A 16,586-nucleotide genomic window follows, 5' to 3' on the forward strand; every position below is an offset into this window, starting at 1 on the left:
CGGTCACTCCTGCCGACCTGTTTTTCCGCCTGGGGGTCCGGGGGTCGTCCCCCGGGAGAATGCAGCACGGGCGGCCGCAAGACGGGCCCGCCGGTCCTGCCCGCGGCGCAACGCGTCGGCCGGGTCCGGGGCGGCCGGCGCTGCGGGTTCCGGGGCGGCGAGCCGGTCGAGGTGTGCGGCCAGCGCGGCAACGGTGGTGTGCCGGAAGAGGTCCACCAGAACGAGACCGTCCGGGTCACCGGACGGTTCGCCGGGCCCGGCCGCCGCGCGCAGCGCCGTCAGGACCGCGAGCAGCCGTACCGAGTTGCCGCCCAGGTCGAAGAAGTTGTCGTGGACGCCGATCCGGTCATGGCCGAGCACCCGGGCCCACACGTCCGCGACCCGCCGCTCGGTCCCGGTGGCCGGCTCCGCGTACCGGCGGTTCGGCTCGGGGCGCTCTGCCGGCGGGTCCGGCAGCCGGGCGCGGTCGACCTTGCCGGAGCGGTTCAGCGGCAGCGCGTCGAGGTGCACCACGCGCTCCGGCACCATGTAGCCGGGCACCTGCTCGGACAGCTGCGCCCGCAGCACGCCCGGCTCCGGGCGGTGGCCGCCGGCCCCGACGACGTAGGCCACGAGATGGCGGTCGTCCGCCGCGCCGCGCACCGTGACCGCCGCCATCGCGACCTCGGGATGCTGCGCCAGCACGCTCTCGATCTCGCCCAACTCGATACGGAACCCGCGCACCTTGACCTGCGTGTCGACCCGACCGAGGTAGTGCAACACCCCGTCCACGTCGCGTTTGCCCAGGTCACCGGTGCGGTACATGCGCGATCCCGGGGGGCCGTACGGGTCCGGGACGAAGCGCTCGGCGGTCAGCGCCGGGCGACCCGCGTACCCGCGCCCCAGCGAGGCGCCGGCCACGTAGATCTCGCCCGCCACGCCTACCGGCACCGGCCGCAACCGGGCGTCGAGCACCTGCACGCGGGCGCCGGGCACCGGCCGGCCGATCACCACCGGCCGCCCCGGCGCGAGATCGGCCGTGGTGGCGTAGACGGTGGCCTCGCTCGGCCCGTAGGCGTCGACGATCCGCAGCCCGGGCGCGGCCCAGCGGGCCAGCAACTCCGGCGGGCACGCCTCGCCGCCGACCGCGAGGGTGCGCAGGCAGGGCAGCCGGCCGGCGGGTTCCGGCACGGACATCGCGGCGGACGGGGGCAGGAAGACGTAGGAGATCCGGGAGCCGGCGAGCCGCGCCAGCAGCTCCTCGCCGAGCCGCTCCGCCGGCCCGGCGATGTGCAGCTCGGCGCCGGCGGTCCAGGTGAAGAACAGGTCGGAGACGGCGACGTCGAAACCGGAGTTGACGTACTGCAACACCCGGTCGCCGGGCCCGATCCCGAAGACCGGACGCACCGCACCGCAGAGGTTGGCCAGCGCGCGGTGCTCGACGGCCACGCCCTTGGGGGTGCCGGTGGAGCCCGAGGTGTAGAGGATGTACGCCAGGTTGCCGGGGCGCGGGGCAGGGGCGTCACCGCTGCCGGGGGCGGGGCCGGAGACGGGGCCGGCGCTGCCGGGTACCTCGTCCCGTTCGCCGTCCGCGCCGTCCGTGCCGTCCGTGACATCCGCCCGGAGCACCGGGACGCCCAGTCCCTCCGCCTGCTCCACGGTCCCGGCCGCCGCGACCAGCAGCCGCGCCCCCGAGTCCCGCACCATGTACGCCAACCGGGCCCGCGGGTGCCCGGGGTCCAGCGGCACGTAGGCGCCACCGGCCCGCAGCACCGCGAGCGCCGCCATGCCCACCTCCGCCGAACGCGGCAGCAACAGCCCCACCGGCACCTCGGGCCCGACGCCGGCCGCCCGCAGCCGGTCCGCCAGGGCGTCGGCGCGCGCCAGCAACTGCCGGTAGGTGAGCGTCACGTCCCCGCTCACCACGGCGACGGCGTCGGGCCGTGCGGTGGCACGGGCGGCCACCAGGTCGGGCACCAGGGGCCCGGGGGGTGCCGCCGCAGCGGTGCGGTCGGCGGCCCGCAGGACGTCGGCCAGCTCGTCCTGCGGCAGCATCCCGACCGTGGACAGCGGCGCTTCGGGCGCGGCGAGCAGGCCGTCGAGCAGGGTCCGGAAGGCGCCGACCCAGCGGCGGACGGTGGCCGGGGCCAGCAGGTCGGTCGCGTGGACGAACTCCGCCACCAGGTCCTCGCCCCACCGGTCCACGAACATCAGCAGGTCGAACTTGGCGACCTCCAGGGTCAGCGGCAGCCGGCGGACCTCGGCGCCCGGCAGCGACAGCACCATCTCGGTGTCGTCGTCGTAGGCGAACATGACCTGGACCAGCGGCTCGTACCCGGGCACCCGGTCCGGCGCCACAGCCTCCACGACCGCCTCGAACGGTGCGTCCTGGTGGCGCTGGCCCGCCAGCAGGTGGGCCCGCAGCCGGCCGATCAACTCGCCGTAGGAGGGGTCGCCGGACAGGTCCACGCGCACGGCGAGCGTGTTGACCAGCATCCCCACCATGTCGTGCAGTTCGGGCCGGTCCCGGCCGGACACCGGCACGCCCACCACAAGGTCCTCGCGTCCGCACAGCCGGCCCAGGAACGCGGCGAAGGCGGCGAACAGGGCCATGAACGGGGTGCCACCGTGCTCCCGCGCCACCTTCTCCATCCGGTCGCGCACCGCGCGCGGTACCACGAAACGCTCGACGCCGCCCCCGGTCGTGCGGCGCGCCGGCAGGGGCCGGTCGGCCGGCAACGGGAGCACGGCCGGAGCGCCGCGCAGGGACCGCGCCCAGTGCGCCACGGCGTCGGCGCAGCCACCGGCGGCCAGCCGCTCGTGCTGCCAGGCGGCGAAGTCGGGGTACTGCAACTCCGGTTCGGCCACCCGGTGGGACGAGCCCGCGGCGTAGGCGGTGGACAGCTCGCGCAGCATCAGCTGCAACGACCAGCCGTCGCAGACGATGTGATGGACGACGAGCAGCACCCGGTGGCCGCCACCGGCGAGCGCGTACACGGTGCAGCGCAGCAGCGGCCCCTCGGCGAGGTCGAACGGCCGGGCCGCCGCGGCCAGCAGCCGGGCAGGCACGTCGTCCGCCGGCACATTCCGCTCGACGCTCAGCTGCGCACGGCCGTCCGCCGCGACCACCTGAACCGGCGCACCGTCCGGACCCGCCCTGAACACCGTGCGCAACGACTCGTGCCGCGCCACCAGCGCATCGAGCGCGCCACCGAACGCCGCGACGTCGAAGGGCCCCTCGACGGCGAAGGCCACGGGCACGTTGTACTGCGCGGTGCCGGGGTGTATCCGGTCCAGTACCAGCAGCCTGGCCTGGGCGGGCGACACCGGGAACTCGTAGATCACGCGCGTCCTCCCGAGGTGGCAGACGTCCTGAGCGCGGCGTCGACGGCGGCCGCGATCTGCGGGGCGAACCGGGGGCTGAGCATCGCGTGGTGGGTGCAGCGCACCTCGCGCACGTCGACGCCGGCGACCGCGTGCCGCCAGGCGGCCACCTTCTGGGCGGTGCGCGGGCCGGCCGGCTCCCCGGTCGCGGACACCAGCAGGATGCGTCCGGCGTGTGCCGGTGGGCGCCAGCCGTGCGCCAGGCGGTGGTGGTGGGCCCGGAGCCGCAGCAGGGCGGTCGTCTGCTGCTCGTCGAGCCCGGCGAACATGCCGTCCCGGCCGCGCACGGTCGCGAGCACCGTGGCGGCGTCAAGACCGCCCGCCGGCCGGGGTGCGTCCGGCGCGCCGTGGTGCAGCAGGACTTCCAGGCCGTCCTGGTCGATCGCGGCCGGGTCCGGGGGCGGTGGGGCGGCGTCCGGTGCCGCGGGTGCGTAGTCGAGGACCGCGGTCAGGGCGACCCGCCGGCCGTCGCGGTGCAGCCGGGCGGCCAGCTCCACGGCGAGCAGACCGCCGAAGGAGTGGCCGAGCAGGGCGTACGGGCCCTGCGGCTGCACCGCCCTGATGCGCGCCGCGTACGCGCCGACGAGCTCCCCCACGCTCGCCGGCAGCGGTGCGTCCGGGGCGCCGAGCGCCGGCGACTGGAGCCCGTACACGGGCAGGTCCGGGTCGAGATGCGGCAGCAGCGTGGCGTACTCCCAGGCAAGACCGAACCCGGAGGCCAGGCAGAACAGCGCGGGGCGTCCGCTACCCGGGCGCAGGGTGAGCACCGGGTCGAGGCTGCGGACGGCGGGCAGGGCCGGGGCGGTGCCGCGGCGCAGGTGCGTGGCGAGCGCGGCGGGCGTACGGGCGCCGAAGAGGGCGGCCACCGGTATCCGCGCGCCGAGTTCGGCCTCGATGCGGGCGGTGAGCCGCAGCGCCAGCAACGAGTGCCCGCCCGTGGCGAAGAAGTCGGTGCCCCGCGCCACCCGGGGCAGGCCGAGCGCCTCGGCGAACAGCGTGCAGAGGGTGCGCTCGACGTCGTCCACGGGCTCGGCGGGTTCGGCCGGCCCCGCCGGCGGCGGCGCCGCTGGGGCGGGAGCGGGCAGTGCCGCCCGGTCCACCTTGCCGTGCGGGGTGAGCGGCAGCCGGTCGAGCACCGTCCAGACGTCCGGCAGCAGATGCGCGGGAAGCAGCTGGGCGGCCCGGCCGCGTACCTCCGGGAGCGAACCGCCATCGGCCAGTACCAGGTACGCGGCCAGCACCTTGCCCCCGCCGGCGCCGGCACGGGCCGCGACCACCGCCCGGGACACCCCCGGACAACTTGCCAGGGCGTGCTCCACGGCGCCCGGCTCGATGCGGTGACCGCGCACCTTCACCTGCGCGTCCGCCCGGCCGACGAACTCCAGCAGGCCGTCCGCCGTCCAGCGGACGAGGTCGCCGGTGCGGTACATCCGGGTCCCGGGCGGTCCGAACGGATCGGCGACGAACCGTACCGCGGTGGCCGCGGGACGGCCGAGATAGCCGCGGGCCAGGCCACGCCCGGCCAGGTACAGCTCGCCCACCGTGCCGGCGGGCACCGGGCGCAGGCGGGCGTCGAGCACCTGGGCGCGCGTGTGGTCGAGCGGGCGGCCGATCGGCACCGGAACGCAGGCCGGGCCGGTGCCGATCGGGCCGGTCACCGGGTGGGTGGTGGCGAACACCGTGGTCTCGGTGGGCCCGTAGCCGTTCACGACGATCGTGTCCGGGCAGTGCTCACGGACCCGGCGGACCGCCTCCGGTGCCAGCACGTCACCGCCGGACCACACCTCCCGCAGCCCCGCGAGCGCCTGCGGCGCCAGCTCGGCGACGGTGCGGAACAGGTCGGCGCCGAGCAACAGCGCGGTGATGCGCTGCCCGGCCAGCGTGGCAGCGAGCGTCGCGGGCTCCACCCGCGGGCCGAGCACCACCGTGCCGCCGTTCAGCAGCGGTACCCAGGTCTCGTAGACGACGGAGTCGAAGGTGTGCGGGCTGTGGCACAGCACCCGCCGGTGCGCCCCGCCGGTGAAGCGGCTGTCGGAGACCAGCGCCACCACGCCCTGGTGGGGGATGAGCACGCCCTTGGGCTCACCCGTGGTGCCGGAGGTGTACAGCAGGCAGGCCGCCGCCAGGGGATGGCCGTCCGCCTCCTGCGCCGGTGCGTCGGCCGGGCCCGGGTCACCGTCCGCCGGTGACGGCCCCGCACCGTCGACCGCCACCACGTGCACGCCCTGCGGCAGCCAGTCGGGGGTGTCGCCTTCCGTCACGATGTGCCGGGCACCGCAGTCCCGCAGCAGGCGGACGAGGTGGGCGGTGGGGTGCGCCCGGTCGAGGGGCACGTAGCAGCCGCCGTTCCGTACCACCGCGAGCTGGGCGATGACCAGGTCGGGTGAGCGCGGCAGCAGTAACGCCACCGGGGTCTCCGAGCCCGCACCGGCGGTGCGCAGCCGGTCGGTCAGCCGGTCGGCCGCGGCATCCAGGTCGGCGTAGCTGAGCGTACGGCCGGGCGACTCCACCGCCGGGGCGTGTGGAGCGAGGGCCACCTGGGCCGCGAACCGACCGCTGATCGTGGCGGGTTGCGGCTCCCGCACCGGCGGACCACCGGATAACGACCTCAGATGTGCCTGCTCCCGCTCCGGCAGCACGTCGAGCGCGTCGGCGGGCCGGTCCAGGGCACCGGGGGCGGTCAGCACCTCGAAGGCCCGCACCAGACGGGCTGTGAGCGCGGGCGCGTCGATGCCGTCCCGGTACCCCAGCCGCACCAGCCAGCGGTCCGACGCCACCATGGCGAGGGTGAGCGGGTAGTGCGTACCGTCCCAGGCGTCCGTCAGCCGCAGGCGTGAGCCCGCCGCGAGACCGTCCCGGGGGTAGTTCTCGAAGGCCAGCACCGTGTCGAAGAGATCACCGACGCCCCTCTCGCGTTGCAGGTCGGCGAGGCTCACATGGTGGTGGGGCGTGAGCCGCACCTGCTCCTGCTGCACCCGTCGCAGCAGCGCGCCGAGCGACTCGCGGCGGCGCAGCCGCACCCGCACCGGCAGGGTGTTGATGAACATCCCGACCATCGTCTCGACGCCCGGCAGCCCGGCCGGGCGTCCCGACACCAGCCCACCGAACACCACGTCGTCACGGCCGGTGCTGCGGGCCAGTACCAGGGCCCAGGCCACCTGGGCGAGCGTGCCCGGCGTGCAGCCCGCCGCGCGGGAGGTACGGGCGAGCGCCCCGCTCAGATCGGCGGTCAGTTCCGTGTCCAGGATGGTGGCGGGACGGTGCGCCGCCGTCGACGTCCGGGCGAGCGGCACGGGAGGTCCGAAACCGGTGAGGGCCTGGCGCCAGGCGTCGTGCGCGGCGCCGGTGTCGCGCGCTTTCCGGTCGCGGAGCCAGGCCAGGTAGTCGCGGTACGGTGCCGCCGGCGGCAGTTCGGGGGCACCCTCGTAGAGCGCGGCCAGCTCCTGCGCGAAGATCGGCATCGACCAGCCGTCGAGCAGGATGTGGTGGAACGTCAGCAAGAGGTCGGCGCCGGCGTCCCGACGGACGAGGGCGGCACGTACCAGCGGTGGACGCGCGACGTCGAAAGGGCGTGCCCGGTCGGTGTCGAGCAGCCGCATCAACTCCGCCTCGGCGGCCTCCGACGGGCGCTCCCTCAGGTCGGTCTCGGTCCACGGCACCTCGGTGCGCTTCGGGATCAGCTGCACCGGCCGGTCGAGCCCCTTGTGCCGGAAGCAGGCCCGCAGGTTGGGATGGCGCCTGAGCAGGCCGTCCAGCGCGGTGCGCAGGGCCCGGGCGTCCACGGCGCCGGACAGCCGGAACCGGGCCTGCACGAGATACGGGTCAGTGCCGCCGCCGGCCGGGTCCGTTCCGCCCGCGGCCAGCAGCGCATGGACGTACATGCCTTCCTGGGCAGGAGTGAGCGGCAGGACGTCCGCGAGCCCGCCGCTCACAGGTCGTCGCCCTGCAACAGGTCGAGCTGGTCCTGAGTGAGGTCGACCAGCGGGAAGTCGGAGGCGGTGTACCCGCCGGCGTCCGGCACGTCCGCCAGCGTGGCCAGCACGGTGAGCGCGTCGTCCCAGAGGCCTGCCAGCCGCCGCACCTCCGCCGCACCGAGCGAGCCGTCCGCATACGACAAGACCGCGCTCAACCACGGCCCGTCGGCGCGCTCCTCGGCCAGCACGTCCAGCTCCACGGTGTGCGCGAGGGGCAGTGCGTCGGCGTCGGCGCCGAGCAGTTCGAGACCGGGTCCCGGCCCGTCGGCGGCCGTGTCCTGCCCCAGCCGTCCGAGGTAGTTGAAGCGCAGATCGGGCTGCGGCAGCGGGGCGAGACGCGTCGCCGACTCCGGGTCGAGCCAGCGCAGCAGCCCCCAGCCGAGACCGCCCGACGGCACCGACCGCAACTGCTCCTTCACCTGCTTGAGTGCCTCCTCGGCCGCCGCGCCGCCGGCCCAGAAGGCGTCCGACCCACCCGCGTCGAGCAGCACGGGGTACTGGCTGGTGAACCAGCCGACGGTGCCGCTGACGTCGGCACCGGCGGCCGGCTCCGCCAGGTCGCGCCCGTGTCCCTCCACGTCGACGAGCAGGCCCGGACCGGTGCCGCGCCAGCGTGCCACGGCCGCGGCCAGCGCCGTCAGCAGTACCGCGTCGGGGCCGCAGTGGAAGGCGGCGGGCAGCGCGTCGAGCAGGGGGCGGGTACGGCTCGGCGGCAGCTCCATGGTCACGGTGGCCCGCCGCCCGGCGGGCGGTCCGGCGGTGAGCCGTGCCTCGGGGCTGCGCAACGTCGCTTCCCACCAGGGCAGTTCGGCCGCCCGGCGGCCCGGCTCACGGGCCGCCTCGTGCAGCAGCCCGGACCACCGGCGCACCGACGTGCGGGGCGCGCCGGGCAGGGTGCGGCCGGCCAGCAGCTCGCCCAGCTCGGTGCCGAGGATGCGCAGGGACACCCCGTCGACGGCCAGGTGGTGCGGGCACAGCAGCAGCCGGCCGTCCCGCCCGGGCCCGGCGTCGTACCACACGGCCCGGACGGTCTGCCCGGCTTCGACGTCGAGGGGCAGCGTGGCGGCACGCTCGCGTGCGGCGGCGCGCACCGCCGGCCCGTCCAGGCCGGCGGCGTCCACCCGGGTGAGCAACCCGGTGGTCACGGCCCGGTCGGGCGGCGGCACGTCCAGCGCGTCGAGCCGCCCGGTCGTGCCGTCCCGCGACACCCGCATGCGCAGGGCACCGTGACGGGCCAGCAGGGTGCCCAGCGCCGCTGCGACGCCTGCCTCGTCGGTGCCCGCCGGAGTGCGCAGCAGCACGGGCATCGTGAAGCCGTCCACGGTGCCGCCCTGCGCCCGCCACCAGTGCATGATCGGCGTGAGCGGCACCGGGCCCACCCCGTCGTCCGCCGCACCGTCCAGCTCGCCGGCCGCCTCCCGGGCCGTCGCCGCCAGCTGGGCAGGGGTGCGGGCGGTGAAGACCTCCGCCGGGGCGAACTCGAGCCCCGCGGCGCGGGCGCGTGCCACCAGCTGGATGGCCATGATGCTGTCGCCGCCCAGCTCGAAGAAGTCGCCGTCCACGCCTACCTCGTCCCGGCCCAGCACACCGGCGAACAGCGTGCACAGCACGGCCTCGCGGGGCGATCCGGGAGCCGCGGAACCGGACGGTGCCGGCGTCCGCGGCGCGGGCAGCGCCGCACGGTCCGTCTTGCCCGACGGCAGCAGCGGCACGGCGTCCAGGGCGACGTAGGCGACGGGGACCAGCGCCGCGGGCAGCAGGGCAGTGGCGTGCGCGCGCAGTTCGGCCGCGTCGACCGCCCGGCCGGCCCGTGGCACCCCGTACGCCACCAGCCGGCGCTCGCCCGGCACGTCCTCGCGCAGCGTCACCACCGCACGCTCCAGGGCGGGGTGCCCGGCCAGCACCGCCTCGATCTCGCCCGGCTCCACGCGCAGCCCGTTCACCTTCAGCTGGGTGTCCGCACGGCCCAGGAAGTCGAGCTGGCCGTCCGGGCGGCGCCTGGCCAGGTCGCCGGTGCGGTACATGCGCGCCCCGGGCGGTCCGTACGGGTCGGGGACGAACCGCTCGGCGGTACGTGACAGTTGCCCCAGATAGCCGAGGGCGAGCCCGTCCCCGGCGAGGTACAGCTCGCCGCGCACGCCGACCGGCACCGGGCGCAGCGCCGCGTCCAGGACGTGGACCCGGGTGCCGGCGACGGGGCGCCCGATGGGTGGCGGCGTGCCGTCGCCGGGCAGCGGATCGGAGACGGTGGCGCCGACCGTGGCCTCGGTGGGGCCGTAGGCGTTGAACATCTGGCGGCCGTCCGCCGTCCAGCGGGCCGGCAGCCCGGGCGGGCAGGCCTCGGCACCGACGCCCAGGGTGCGCAGCTCGGGGCAGCGGTCCGCGGCCACGCCCGCCAGCAGGGCCGGCGGCAGCAGGGCCGCGGTGATCCGCAGCCGGCCCAGCGCCTCGCCCAGTGCCTCGCCCGCGAGCGGACCAGGGGGCGGCACGACGAGCGTTGCGCCGCTGTGGAAGGCCATCGCCGTCTCGACGAGGGAGATGTCGAAGACGGGCGAGCCGGCCTGGAGCACCCGGCTGGTGGCGTCGAGCCCGAACCGTTCGGCGAAGGTCTGCGCCAGCGCCGCGATGCCGCGGTGCGCGACGACGACGCCCTTGGGGCGGCCGGTCGAGCCGGAGGTGTAGAGGACGTAGGCGGCCTCGCCGGGTGCGGACGGGTACGCGGGCAGCGGATCGGCCTCGTACGCCGCCTTGTCGAGGGCGAGGACGGCCAGGCCCTCGGGCGCGTAGCGCGCCGCGGCGTCGGGCTCGGTGACCAGCAGCACCGGCGCGGCGTCGGCCAGCATGCGGCGCAGCCGGTCGTCCGGATGGTCCGGGTCGAGCGGCAGATGGGCGGCACCGGTGTGCTGGACGGCCAGGGTGGTCACGACGGCAGCGGCCGAACGGCGCAGGGCGAGCGCGACGATCCTGCCGGGGCCCGCGCCGAGCCCGGCGAGCCGCCCCGCCAGCCGGGCGACCCGGTCGGCCAGGCGCCCGTAGCCCAGCACCTCCACCCCGTCGTCGAGCGCCGGTGCCGAAGGGGTGCGGGCGGCCTGCCGCGCCAGCAGGCCTGGCAGGGTCGCCGGGGGCGGCGCAGCGGGCCCCGTGCTCTCCTCCCGTTGCCTCCGCTGCTGCTCCCGCGTCATCGGGGTGTGAGAGGTGGCCGGGGTGTCCGGGGCGTCGACCAGGCTCGCCAGCAGTGCGGTGAAACCGTCCGCCCAGTGCCGCACCACCGCCGGGTCGTAGCGGTCGGTGCGCACCTCGAACGTGCCGGTGAAACCGTCGTCGGCCTCCTGCACGATGCCGACCAGATCGTGCTCGCCGCCGGTGTGGATCCGTTCCGGTTCGGTGAACTCCCGCAGGCGACGCATGCCCTGCCGGCCCGGCAGATACATGAACACCCACTGGAACAACGGGGACTGCCCGGCACTGCGACCGGGCGCGGTGCGGGCCACGATCCGGCCCACCGGCACGTCGGCGTGCGCCAGCACCTGCGGGAACTCGGCGGCAAAGCGGGCGATCAGCGTGGTGAACGTGTCCTCCGGGCCGATCCGCCAGCGGGTGGGCACCGCGTTCATCACATAGCCCACGACCCGGTCGAGGCCCTTGGCGCCGCGGTTGGCCGTGGGCGTGCCCAGCACCAGGTCGGCCGAGCCGGTCAGACGCGCGGCGAACGCGGCGAACGCGCAGATCAGTACCCCGTACACGGTGGTGCCGTGCTGCCGGGCGAGCGCCCGCACCGCGCGTTCGGTGGCACCGTCTATGCGGAACGGCAACTGGTCGATGCCGAAACCTTCGCCGGCTCCCGTCGCACCGGGCACCGCCAGCGGCGCCGGCAGGGCGCCGAGGTAGCGCTGCCAGAAGTCGAGCCGGGCGTCGTACACCCCGGACTCCTCCAACTCGCGCTGCCAGCAGGCGAAGTCGGCGTACTGGATGGCGGGGCGCCGCGGCGCGGCGCCGCCCTCCCGCACGACCCGGTAGGCGTCGGCGAACTCGCTGTGCAGGACGTCGAAGGACCACCAGTCGGTAACGATGTGGTGCAGCGCCAGCAGCAGCGTCGCGCGGGTGCCGGGGCCGGTCACCAGGCAGCCGCGCATCAGCCGCGCACCGCCCGCGAGGTCGAAGGGGCGCTCCCGGTACTCCTCGAAGAACTCCCGCGGGGTGCGGCCGGTACCGCTCAGGTCGACCCGTTCCAGCGCGAAGGGCCCGGACGGCGGGAACTCCATGCGGACGTCGGCCGGGTCGGCGCCGGCGATGATCCGGGCGCGCAGCACGTCATGGGTGTCCTGGAGCAGGGTCAGCGCCGCCACCAACTGCTCCGGATCGACCCCGGCGTCGAAGTGGTAGGCGCAGCACAGGTTGAGCGCCTGCGTGCCCGGATACAGCGACTCGTAGACCCACAGGTCCTGCTGCGCCGGGCTGAGCCGGATCGGCCCGGCGCCGTCGCGCGGCGGGACCACCGCGGGGACGGAGTCCGTCCGCCCGGACTCCACCAACCGGCGCAGCAGCCGCACCCGCTGCGCCGAGTCGAGCGCGCTGAAACGGTCGGCCGCCGAACGGGCCGCGGGCGTGGGGGAGGTCAAGCCAGGTCCTTTCGCAGTGCGGAGAGCCGGTGCAGCCCGGCCAGGACCTCGTCCTGGCCGAGCCCGAAGTCGACGAAGCAGGCCACCTCGTCGCAGCCGAGGTCACGCAGGTCGGCAAGCGTCCCGGCGCAGGTTTCGGGCGAGCCGAGCAGGCTGCCCCAGGTCAGGTAGCGCTGGAAGGCGAAGTCGGTGAGCAGCGCGATCTGCTGGTCGTCCAGCGCAGCGACGGCCTTCGCGCCCTGCTCCGCGGCGTGCCCACCGCCCGCACCGCGGTTGGCGGCGGTCTGCCGCACGTACGACGTGAGGTACGCCTTGAGGGGAGCCTCGACGCGGCGCCGCACCTCGGCGTCGTCGACGCCGACGTAGGTGTGCGTCATGAGGGTCACGGTGCCGTGTGCGGGGTGTGTCCCCGGCTGCTCCGGGGCGGCGGCGTAGGCGGCGCGGTAGCGGGCGATCCGGTCGGCCAGGTCGGCCCTGCTCTGCCCGACCGTCGCGCCCAGCACGCCGGTGCGCAGCCGGCCCGCCGCCTCCCACGTGGCGGGCGACCCGGACGTGGTCAGCCAGAGCGGCAACGCGGGCTGTACGGGGGTCGGCTGGGGGCGCACGGTGACGGTACGGCCGGTGCCGTCGGGGTAGTCGACGCCCTCGCCGGCCCACAACCGGCGTAGCAGGGGGATGTCGCCGAGGGCACGTTCGCGCCGGTCGGCGTAGTGGTCGGGGGCGAGCACGAAGTCCGCCGAGTGCCAGCCGGTCGCGACCGAGAAACCGGCCCGCCCGCGGGACAGGTTGTCGACGACCGCCCAGTCCTCGACCACCCGCAGCGGGTGGTGCAGCGGCAGCACGACGCTGCCGCCGCGCAGCGCGATCCGCTCGGTGGCCACCGCGAGCGCGGCACTGAGCACCGGCGGGCTCGGGAACACCTGGCCCACCTGCTGGAAGTGCCGCTCGGGCGTCCACACGGCGGCGAAGCCCAGCTCGTCGGCGGCGCGCGCGACGGCCAGGATGGTCTCGTACTGGGCCGCATGGTCCGGGCCGGCACCGGTGGCCCCCACCCGGTCCGCGCCGAAGAACATCACGCTCAGCTCCACGGACCGGGGACCTCCTCGCGCGGGATGCGCCGTCGGCGGGGAATCGGGGTGGCGCCGGTGTCCGCGCCGGGCGCCGGGGCGGGTCGCTCGGTGAGCCGCGCGGCCAGCCCGGCCGGGGTGGGATGCTCGAAGATCTCCGCACTGGTCACCGGCAGGGACTCGGCCGTGGCCAGCCGGGCGGCGGCGCGCACGGCACGCAGCGAGTTGCCGCCCAGGTCGAAGAAGTCGTCACCGGGGTCGACCCGTTCGACGCCGAGCACCTGGGACCAGACGTCGGCGATGCGATCGGACAGTGCACCGGTGGCTTGCGCGGCGGGTGAGCGGTGCGGTTCGCTCTCCGGGTCGCGCCCGGTCCGCGGGGTGGGCTCGGGGAGCGCCGCACGGTCCAGCTTGCCGGTGGGCAGCAGCGGGAGCGCGTCGAGGGCGACGAAGTCCGCCGGGACCATGAAGTCGGGCAGCACGTCCCGGGCATGCGCACGCCACCGGTCGGGACGGGACTGCGGCCCGGCGCCCCTGCGCGGTACGACGTAGGCCACCAGCCGGAGTTCACCGTCGCCGGCCGGGCGGGCGGTGACGGCGACCCGCTCCACGCCGGGGTGGCGGGCGAGCGCCGCCTCGACCTCGCCCGGCTCCACCCGGAAGCCGTGGATCTTCACCTGGTCGTCGGCGCGCCCGGCGAACTCCAGCGTGCCGTCCGCCCGCCGCCGCACCAGGTCACCGGTGCGGTACATCCTGCCGCCCGGGGGACCGTAGGGGTCGGGCACGAACCGTTCCGCGGTGCGGGCCGGCTGGCCGGCGTAGCCGTGCGCCAGTCCGGCGCCCGCGGCGTACAGTTCGCCGACGGTGCCGTCCGGAACCGGCCTGAGCCGTGCGTCGAGCACGTGCACCCGCTTGGCGGCGAGCGGCCGCCCGATCGGGAGCGTGGCGCCGGTCGTCTCCTCAGCGGCCACGGGATGCGTGGTGAGGAAGATCATGCCCTCGGCCGGCCCGTAGCCGTTGCGCAGCCGCAGCTCGGGGAAGCGGTGCAGGGCCTCGCCCACATGCCGGGTCGAGAGCGCCTCCCCGCCCACGGTCAGCCGCTGCACCCCGATGAGCGCCTCGGGGTACTCGTCCACGATCACGTTGAACAGGCTCCCCGAGAGGTACAGGTCCGTGACGCCGTGCTCCGCCACCAGGCGGCGCATCACCAGCGGGTCGGGGCGCATGCCGGGGTGCAGGACGCAGGTGCCGCCGTTCGTCAGCGGCCCCCACAGTTCGAGGACGAATCCGTCCCAGGACACCGGTGCGCACTGCAACCACACCGCGTCGGGGCCGAAGTCGGCGTAGTCCTGGCCGGTCAGGGTGGTGGTGATCGCATGATGGGGCGCTGCGATCCCCTTGGGGCGACCGGTGGATCCGGAGGTGAACATGACGCAGGCGATGTCGTCGGGCCGGGCGCGTCCACCGCGCGGCGGCGCCGCCCCGGCAGCGTCCTCCTCGCCTCCCGCGCCGGGAACGCCCCCGTGCGCCGCGTCCCGCACGGGAACCAGCCGCACCCCGTCGCCGAGTAACTCCGCCACACCACGGTCCGTGCCGTGCAGCACGGTCCGGAGGCGCGCGTCGGTCACCATGTCGCGCAGCCGTGCCACCGGCAGGCCCGGATCGAGCACGGCATGGCCCGCGCCGGCCTTGAGCACCGCCAGCAGCGCCACCACCAGGCCGGCACCGCGCTCCAGGCACACTCCCACGAGGTCACCGCGCCGGACGCCGGCCGCGCGCAGCCGGCCGGCGAACCGCTCGGCACGGACGTCGAGTTCCCCGTACGTGACCCGCCGGCCATCCGCCACCAGCGCGATCGCCCGTGGATCCCGTTCGACCTGCTGCTCGAACAGCTCGTGCACGCACCCTGCCTTCGGCCCCGCCCACATCTCAGGTGGTGTCCCTGACGCTCAGCGGGCGCAGGTCCGTCCAGTGCGCCTCGACGTACTCCAGGCACTCCTGGCGCGGCGCGGCTTCCAGCGCGGTGCGCCAGCCGGCCGGCACGGCCAGGTCCGCCGGCCACAGCGCATGCTGCTCCTCGTCGTTGACGAGCACCAGGTACTGCCCCTCCTCGTCCTCGAAGGGGTTGGTGGGCACCTCCTGGGCTGCGGGTGCCTTCGTCTCGGGTGTGCCGGCCGTGGGTGTGTCAGCCATCTCTTGCCTTCTCAGCCTTTCGCGGCGGTGCTCGGGACAGGGGAGTCGAGATCGGGGAGGAGGACGTCGATCTGACGCACCGTACGCCGGGAGAGCCCCCAGAGCGCGGCAGCGAGACCACACACCCCGGCGATGAGCAGCAGCCCCGCCATTCCGCTGCCGGGGCCGGTGCCCACCAGGGGCCGGAGCAAGTGCACGAGCCCGCTGTCGGAGGCGGCCTGCGGTTCGAAGACATGGTCGGCGAGCGGGCCCGACGAGGCCGTGGCGATGGGCACGGACAGCTCCCCGACGAACACCACCGCTCCGAACACCCGCCCTTGGAGCTCGCTCGGCACCTTCGTCTGGATCACCGACTGCATCGCGCCGTTGACCACCGGCATCAGCAGGGCGCCGAAGAAGATGGCCGCGCACCAGCCGATCGCACGGTCGGCCATCGCCATCGCGATCTGGGAGGTCAGGCACATCCCGGCGATCCCGAGCATCATGCCCCGGGTACGGTGCTTCGGCCCGCCCCAGGCCGCGAGCAGCAGCCCGCCCACGGCGCCGCCCACGCCGATGGAGGTGTTGACGGCGGCCAGCACCGCGGCGTCGTTGCCGGTGCGGGCGAGCACCATGGGCTGGACGGCGGCGTAGCCGAGCACCATCACCAGGTTGACGATGAAGTCGACGGCCACCAGGTCGCGCAGGCCGGGCCGCCGCCACAGCTCCCTGAGGCCCTCGGTCGACTCGGCCAGCAGCCGCCTCCGCGCACCGGCCGGCTTCGCGATCCGTTCCCCCTCGGGTCCGAAGCGCACCAGCCGCACCGCGCACAGCGCGACCGCGAAGCTGGCGAGATCGATCCAGAGGATGGCGCCGAGGCCGGACAGGGCCACCATCAGCCCGCCCAGGGCCGGCCCGCCGATCTCGGCGCTGTTCTTGGCGGAGGCGAGCAGCCCGTTGGCCCGCTGGAGCTGCTCCCGGTCCACCAGCAGCGGCACGGAGGCGGACAGGGCCGGGTACTGGAACGCAGCGGCGGCGCCGACCAGCGCCACGGTGAGGTAGACCTCCCACAACCGCATGCCGTCCACGAAGTACACGGCGCTGAGCGCCCCGACGGCCAGCAGCCCCCCGGCGTCGGAGAGTTGCAGCGCGGTGCGCCGGCTGACGCGGTCGATGAGCGCTCCGGCGGTCGGGCTCAGCAGGATCTGGGGGACCAGCGCGCATAAGGAGAGGAGGACGACGTCGGTCGCGCGCTGCCCGTTGGTCCACGCCTGGACGATCAGCGCGAAACGGAGGACCGAGTTGCCGACCAGCGAGACGACATGGCCGCCCCAGATGATGAGGAAGGAGCGCATCCCGACGACGCGCGTGCGACTACTCTGCGAAGCCAC

The 16,586-nt window shown here is 75.5% G+C and carries 7 protein-coding genes; all 7 read right to left on the reverse strand.

Features of this window, described 5'->3' with window-relative positions:
• Window positions 1–3: 3 nt before the first annotated feature.
• Genes NQO67_RS30585 through NQO67_RS30615 form a run of 7 tightly spaced genes read right to left on the reverse strand, consistent with a single transcriptional unit; the run spans window position 4 to window position 16,586 of the window.
• Window positions 4–3,324, reverse strand: coding sequence for a non-ribosomal peptide synthetase (locus NQO67_RS30585; RefSeq protein ID WP_255953562.1), 3,321 nt, complete (start codon window positions 3,322–3,324; stop codon window positions 4–6).
• Window positions 3,321–7,295 carry a non-ribosomal peptide synthetase gene (locus NQO67_RS30590; protein ID WP_255953563.1) on the reverse strand — a complete coding sequence of 1,325 codons (3,975 nt, stop codon included), beginning with the start codon at window positions 7,293–7,295 and terminating at the stop codon, window positions 3,321–3,323. The genes NQO67_RS30585 and NQO67_RS30590 overlap by 4 nt, the downstream gene beginning before the upstream one ends.
• Complete coding sequence (locus NQO67_RS30595; protein ID WP_255953564.1) at window positions 7,292–11,956, reverse strand: non-ribosomal peptide synthetase; 4,665 nt, start codon at window positions 11,954–11,956, stop codon at window positions 7,292–7,294. Before NQO67_RS30595 ends, NQO67_RS30590 begins: the two co-directional genes overlap by 4 nt.
• The gene (locus NQO67_RS30600) at window positions 11,953–13,044 is read right to left on the reverse strand and encodes a MupA/Atu3671 family FMN-dependent luciferase-like monooxygenase (protein WP_255953565.1); all 1,092 of its coding nucleotides are present in this window, start codon (window positions 13,042–13,044) and stop codon (window positions 11,953–11,955) included. The genes NQO67_RS30595 and NQO67_RS30600 overlap by 4 nt, the downstream gene beginning before the upstream one ends.
• Window positions 13,035–14,924: a non-ribosomal peptide synthetase gene (locus NQO67_RS30605; protein ID WP_255953566.1), complete on the reverse strand. Its 1,890-nt coding sequence runs from the start codon at window positions 14,922–14,924 to the stop codon at window positions 13,035–13,037. The genes NQO67_RS30600 and NQO67_RS30605 overlap by 10 nt, the downstream gene beginning before the upstream one ends.
• Window positions 14,925–14,952: 28 nt before the next feature.
• Window positions 14,953–15,216: an MbtH family protein gene (locus NQO67_RS30610; RefSeq protein WP_305126439.1), complete on the reverse strand. Its 264-nt coding sequence runs from the start codon at window positions 15,214–15,216 to the stop codon at window positions 14,953–14,955.
• A gap of 11 nt (window positions 15,217–15,227) precedes the next feature.
• Window positions 15,228–16,586: an MFS transporter gene (locus NQO67_RS30615; RefSeq protein WP_255953567.1), complete on the reverse strand. Its 1,359-nt coding sequence runs from the start codon at window positions 16,584–16,586 to the stop codon at window positions 15,228–15,230.

It is taken from the genome of Streptomyces odontomachi (assembly GCF_024435355.1).
Classification (GTDB): domain Bacteria; phylum Actinomycetota; class Actinomycetes; order Streptomycetales; family Streptomycetaceae; genus Streptomyces; species Streptomyces odontomachi.

Coding starts and splice junctions, on each gene's coding strand:
- NQO67_RS30610 (WP_305126439.1), bottom strand. CDS start 15,216: ATGGCTGACACACCCACGGCCGGCACACCCGAGACGAAGGCACCCGCA.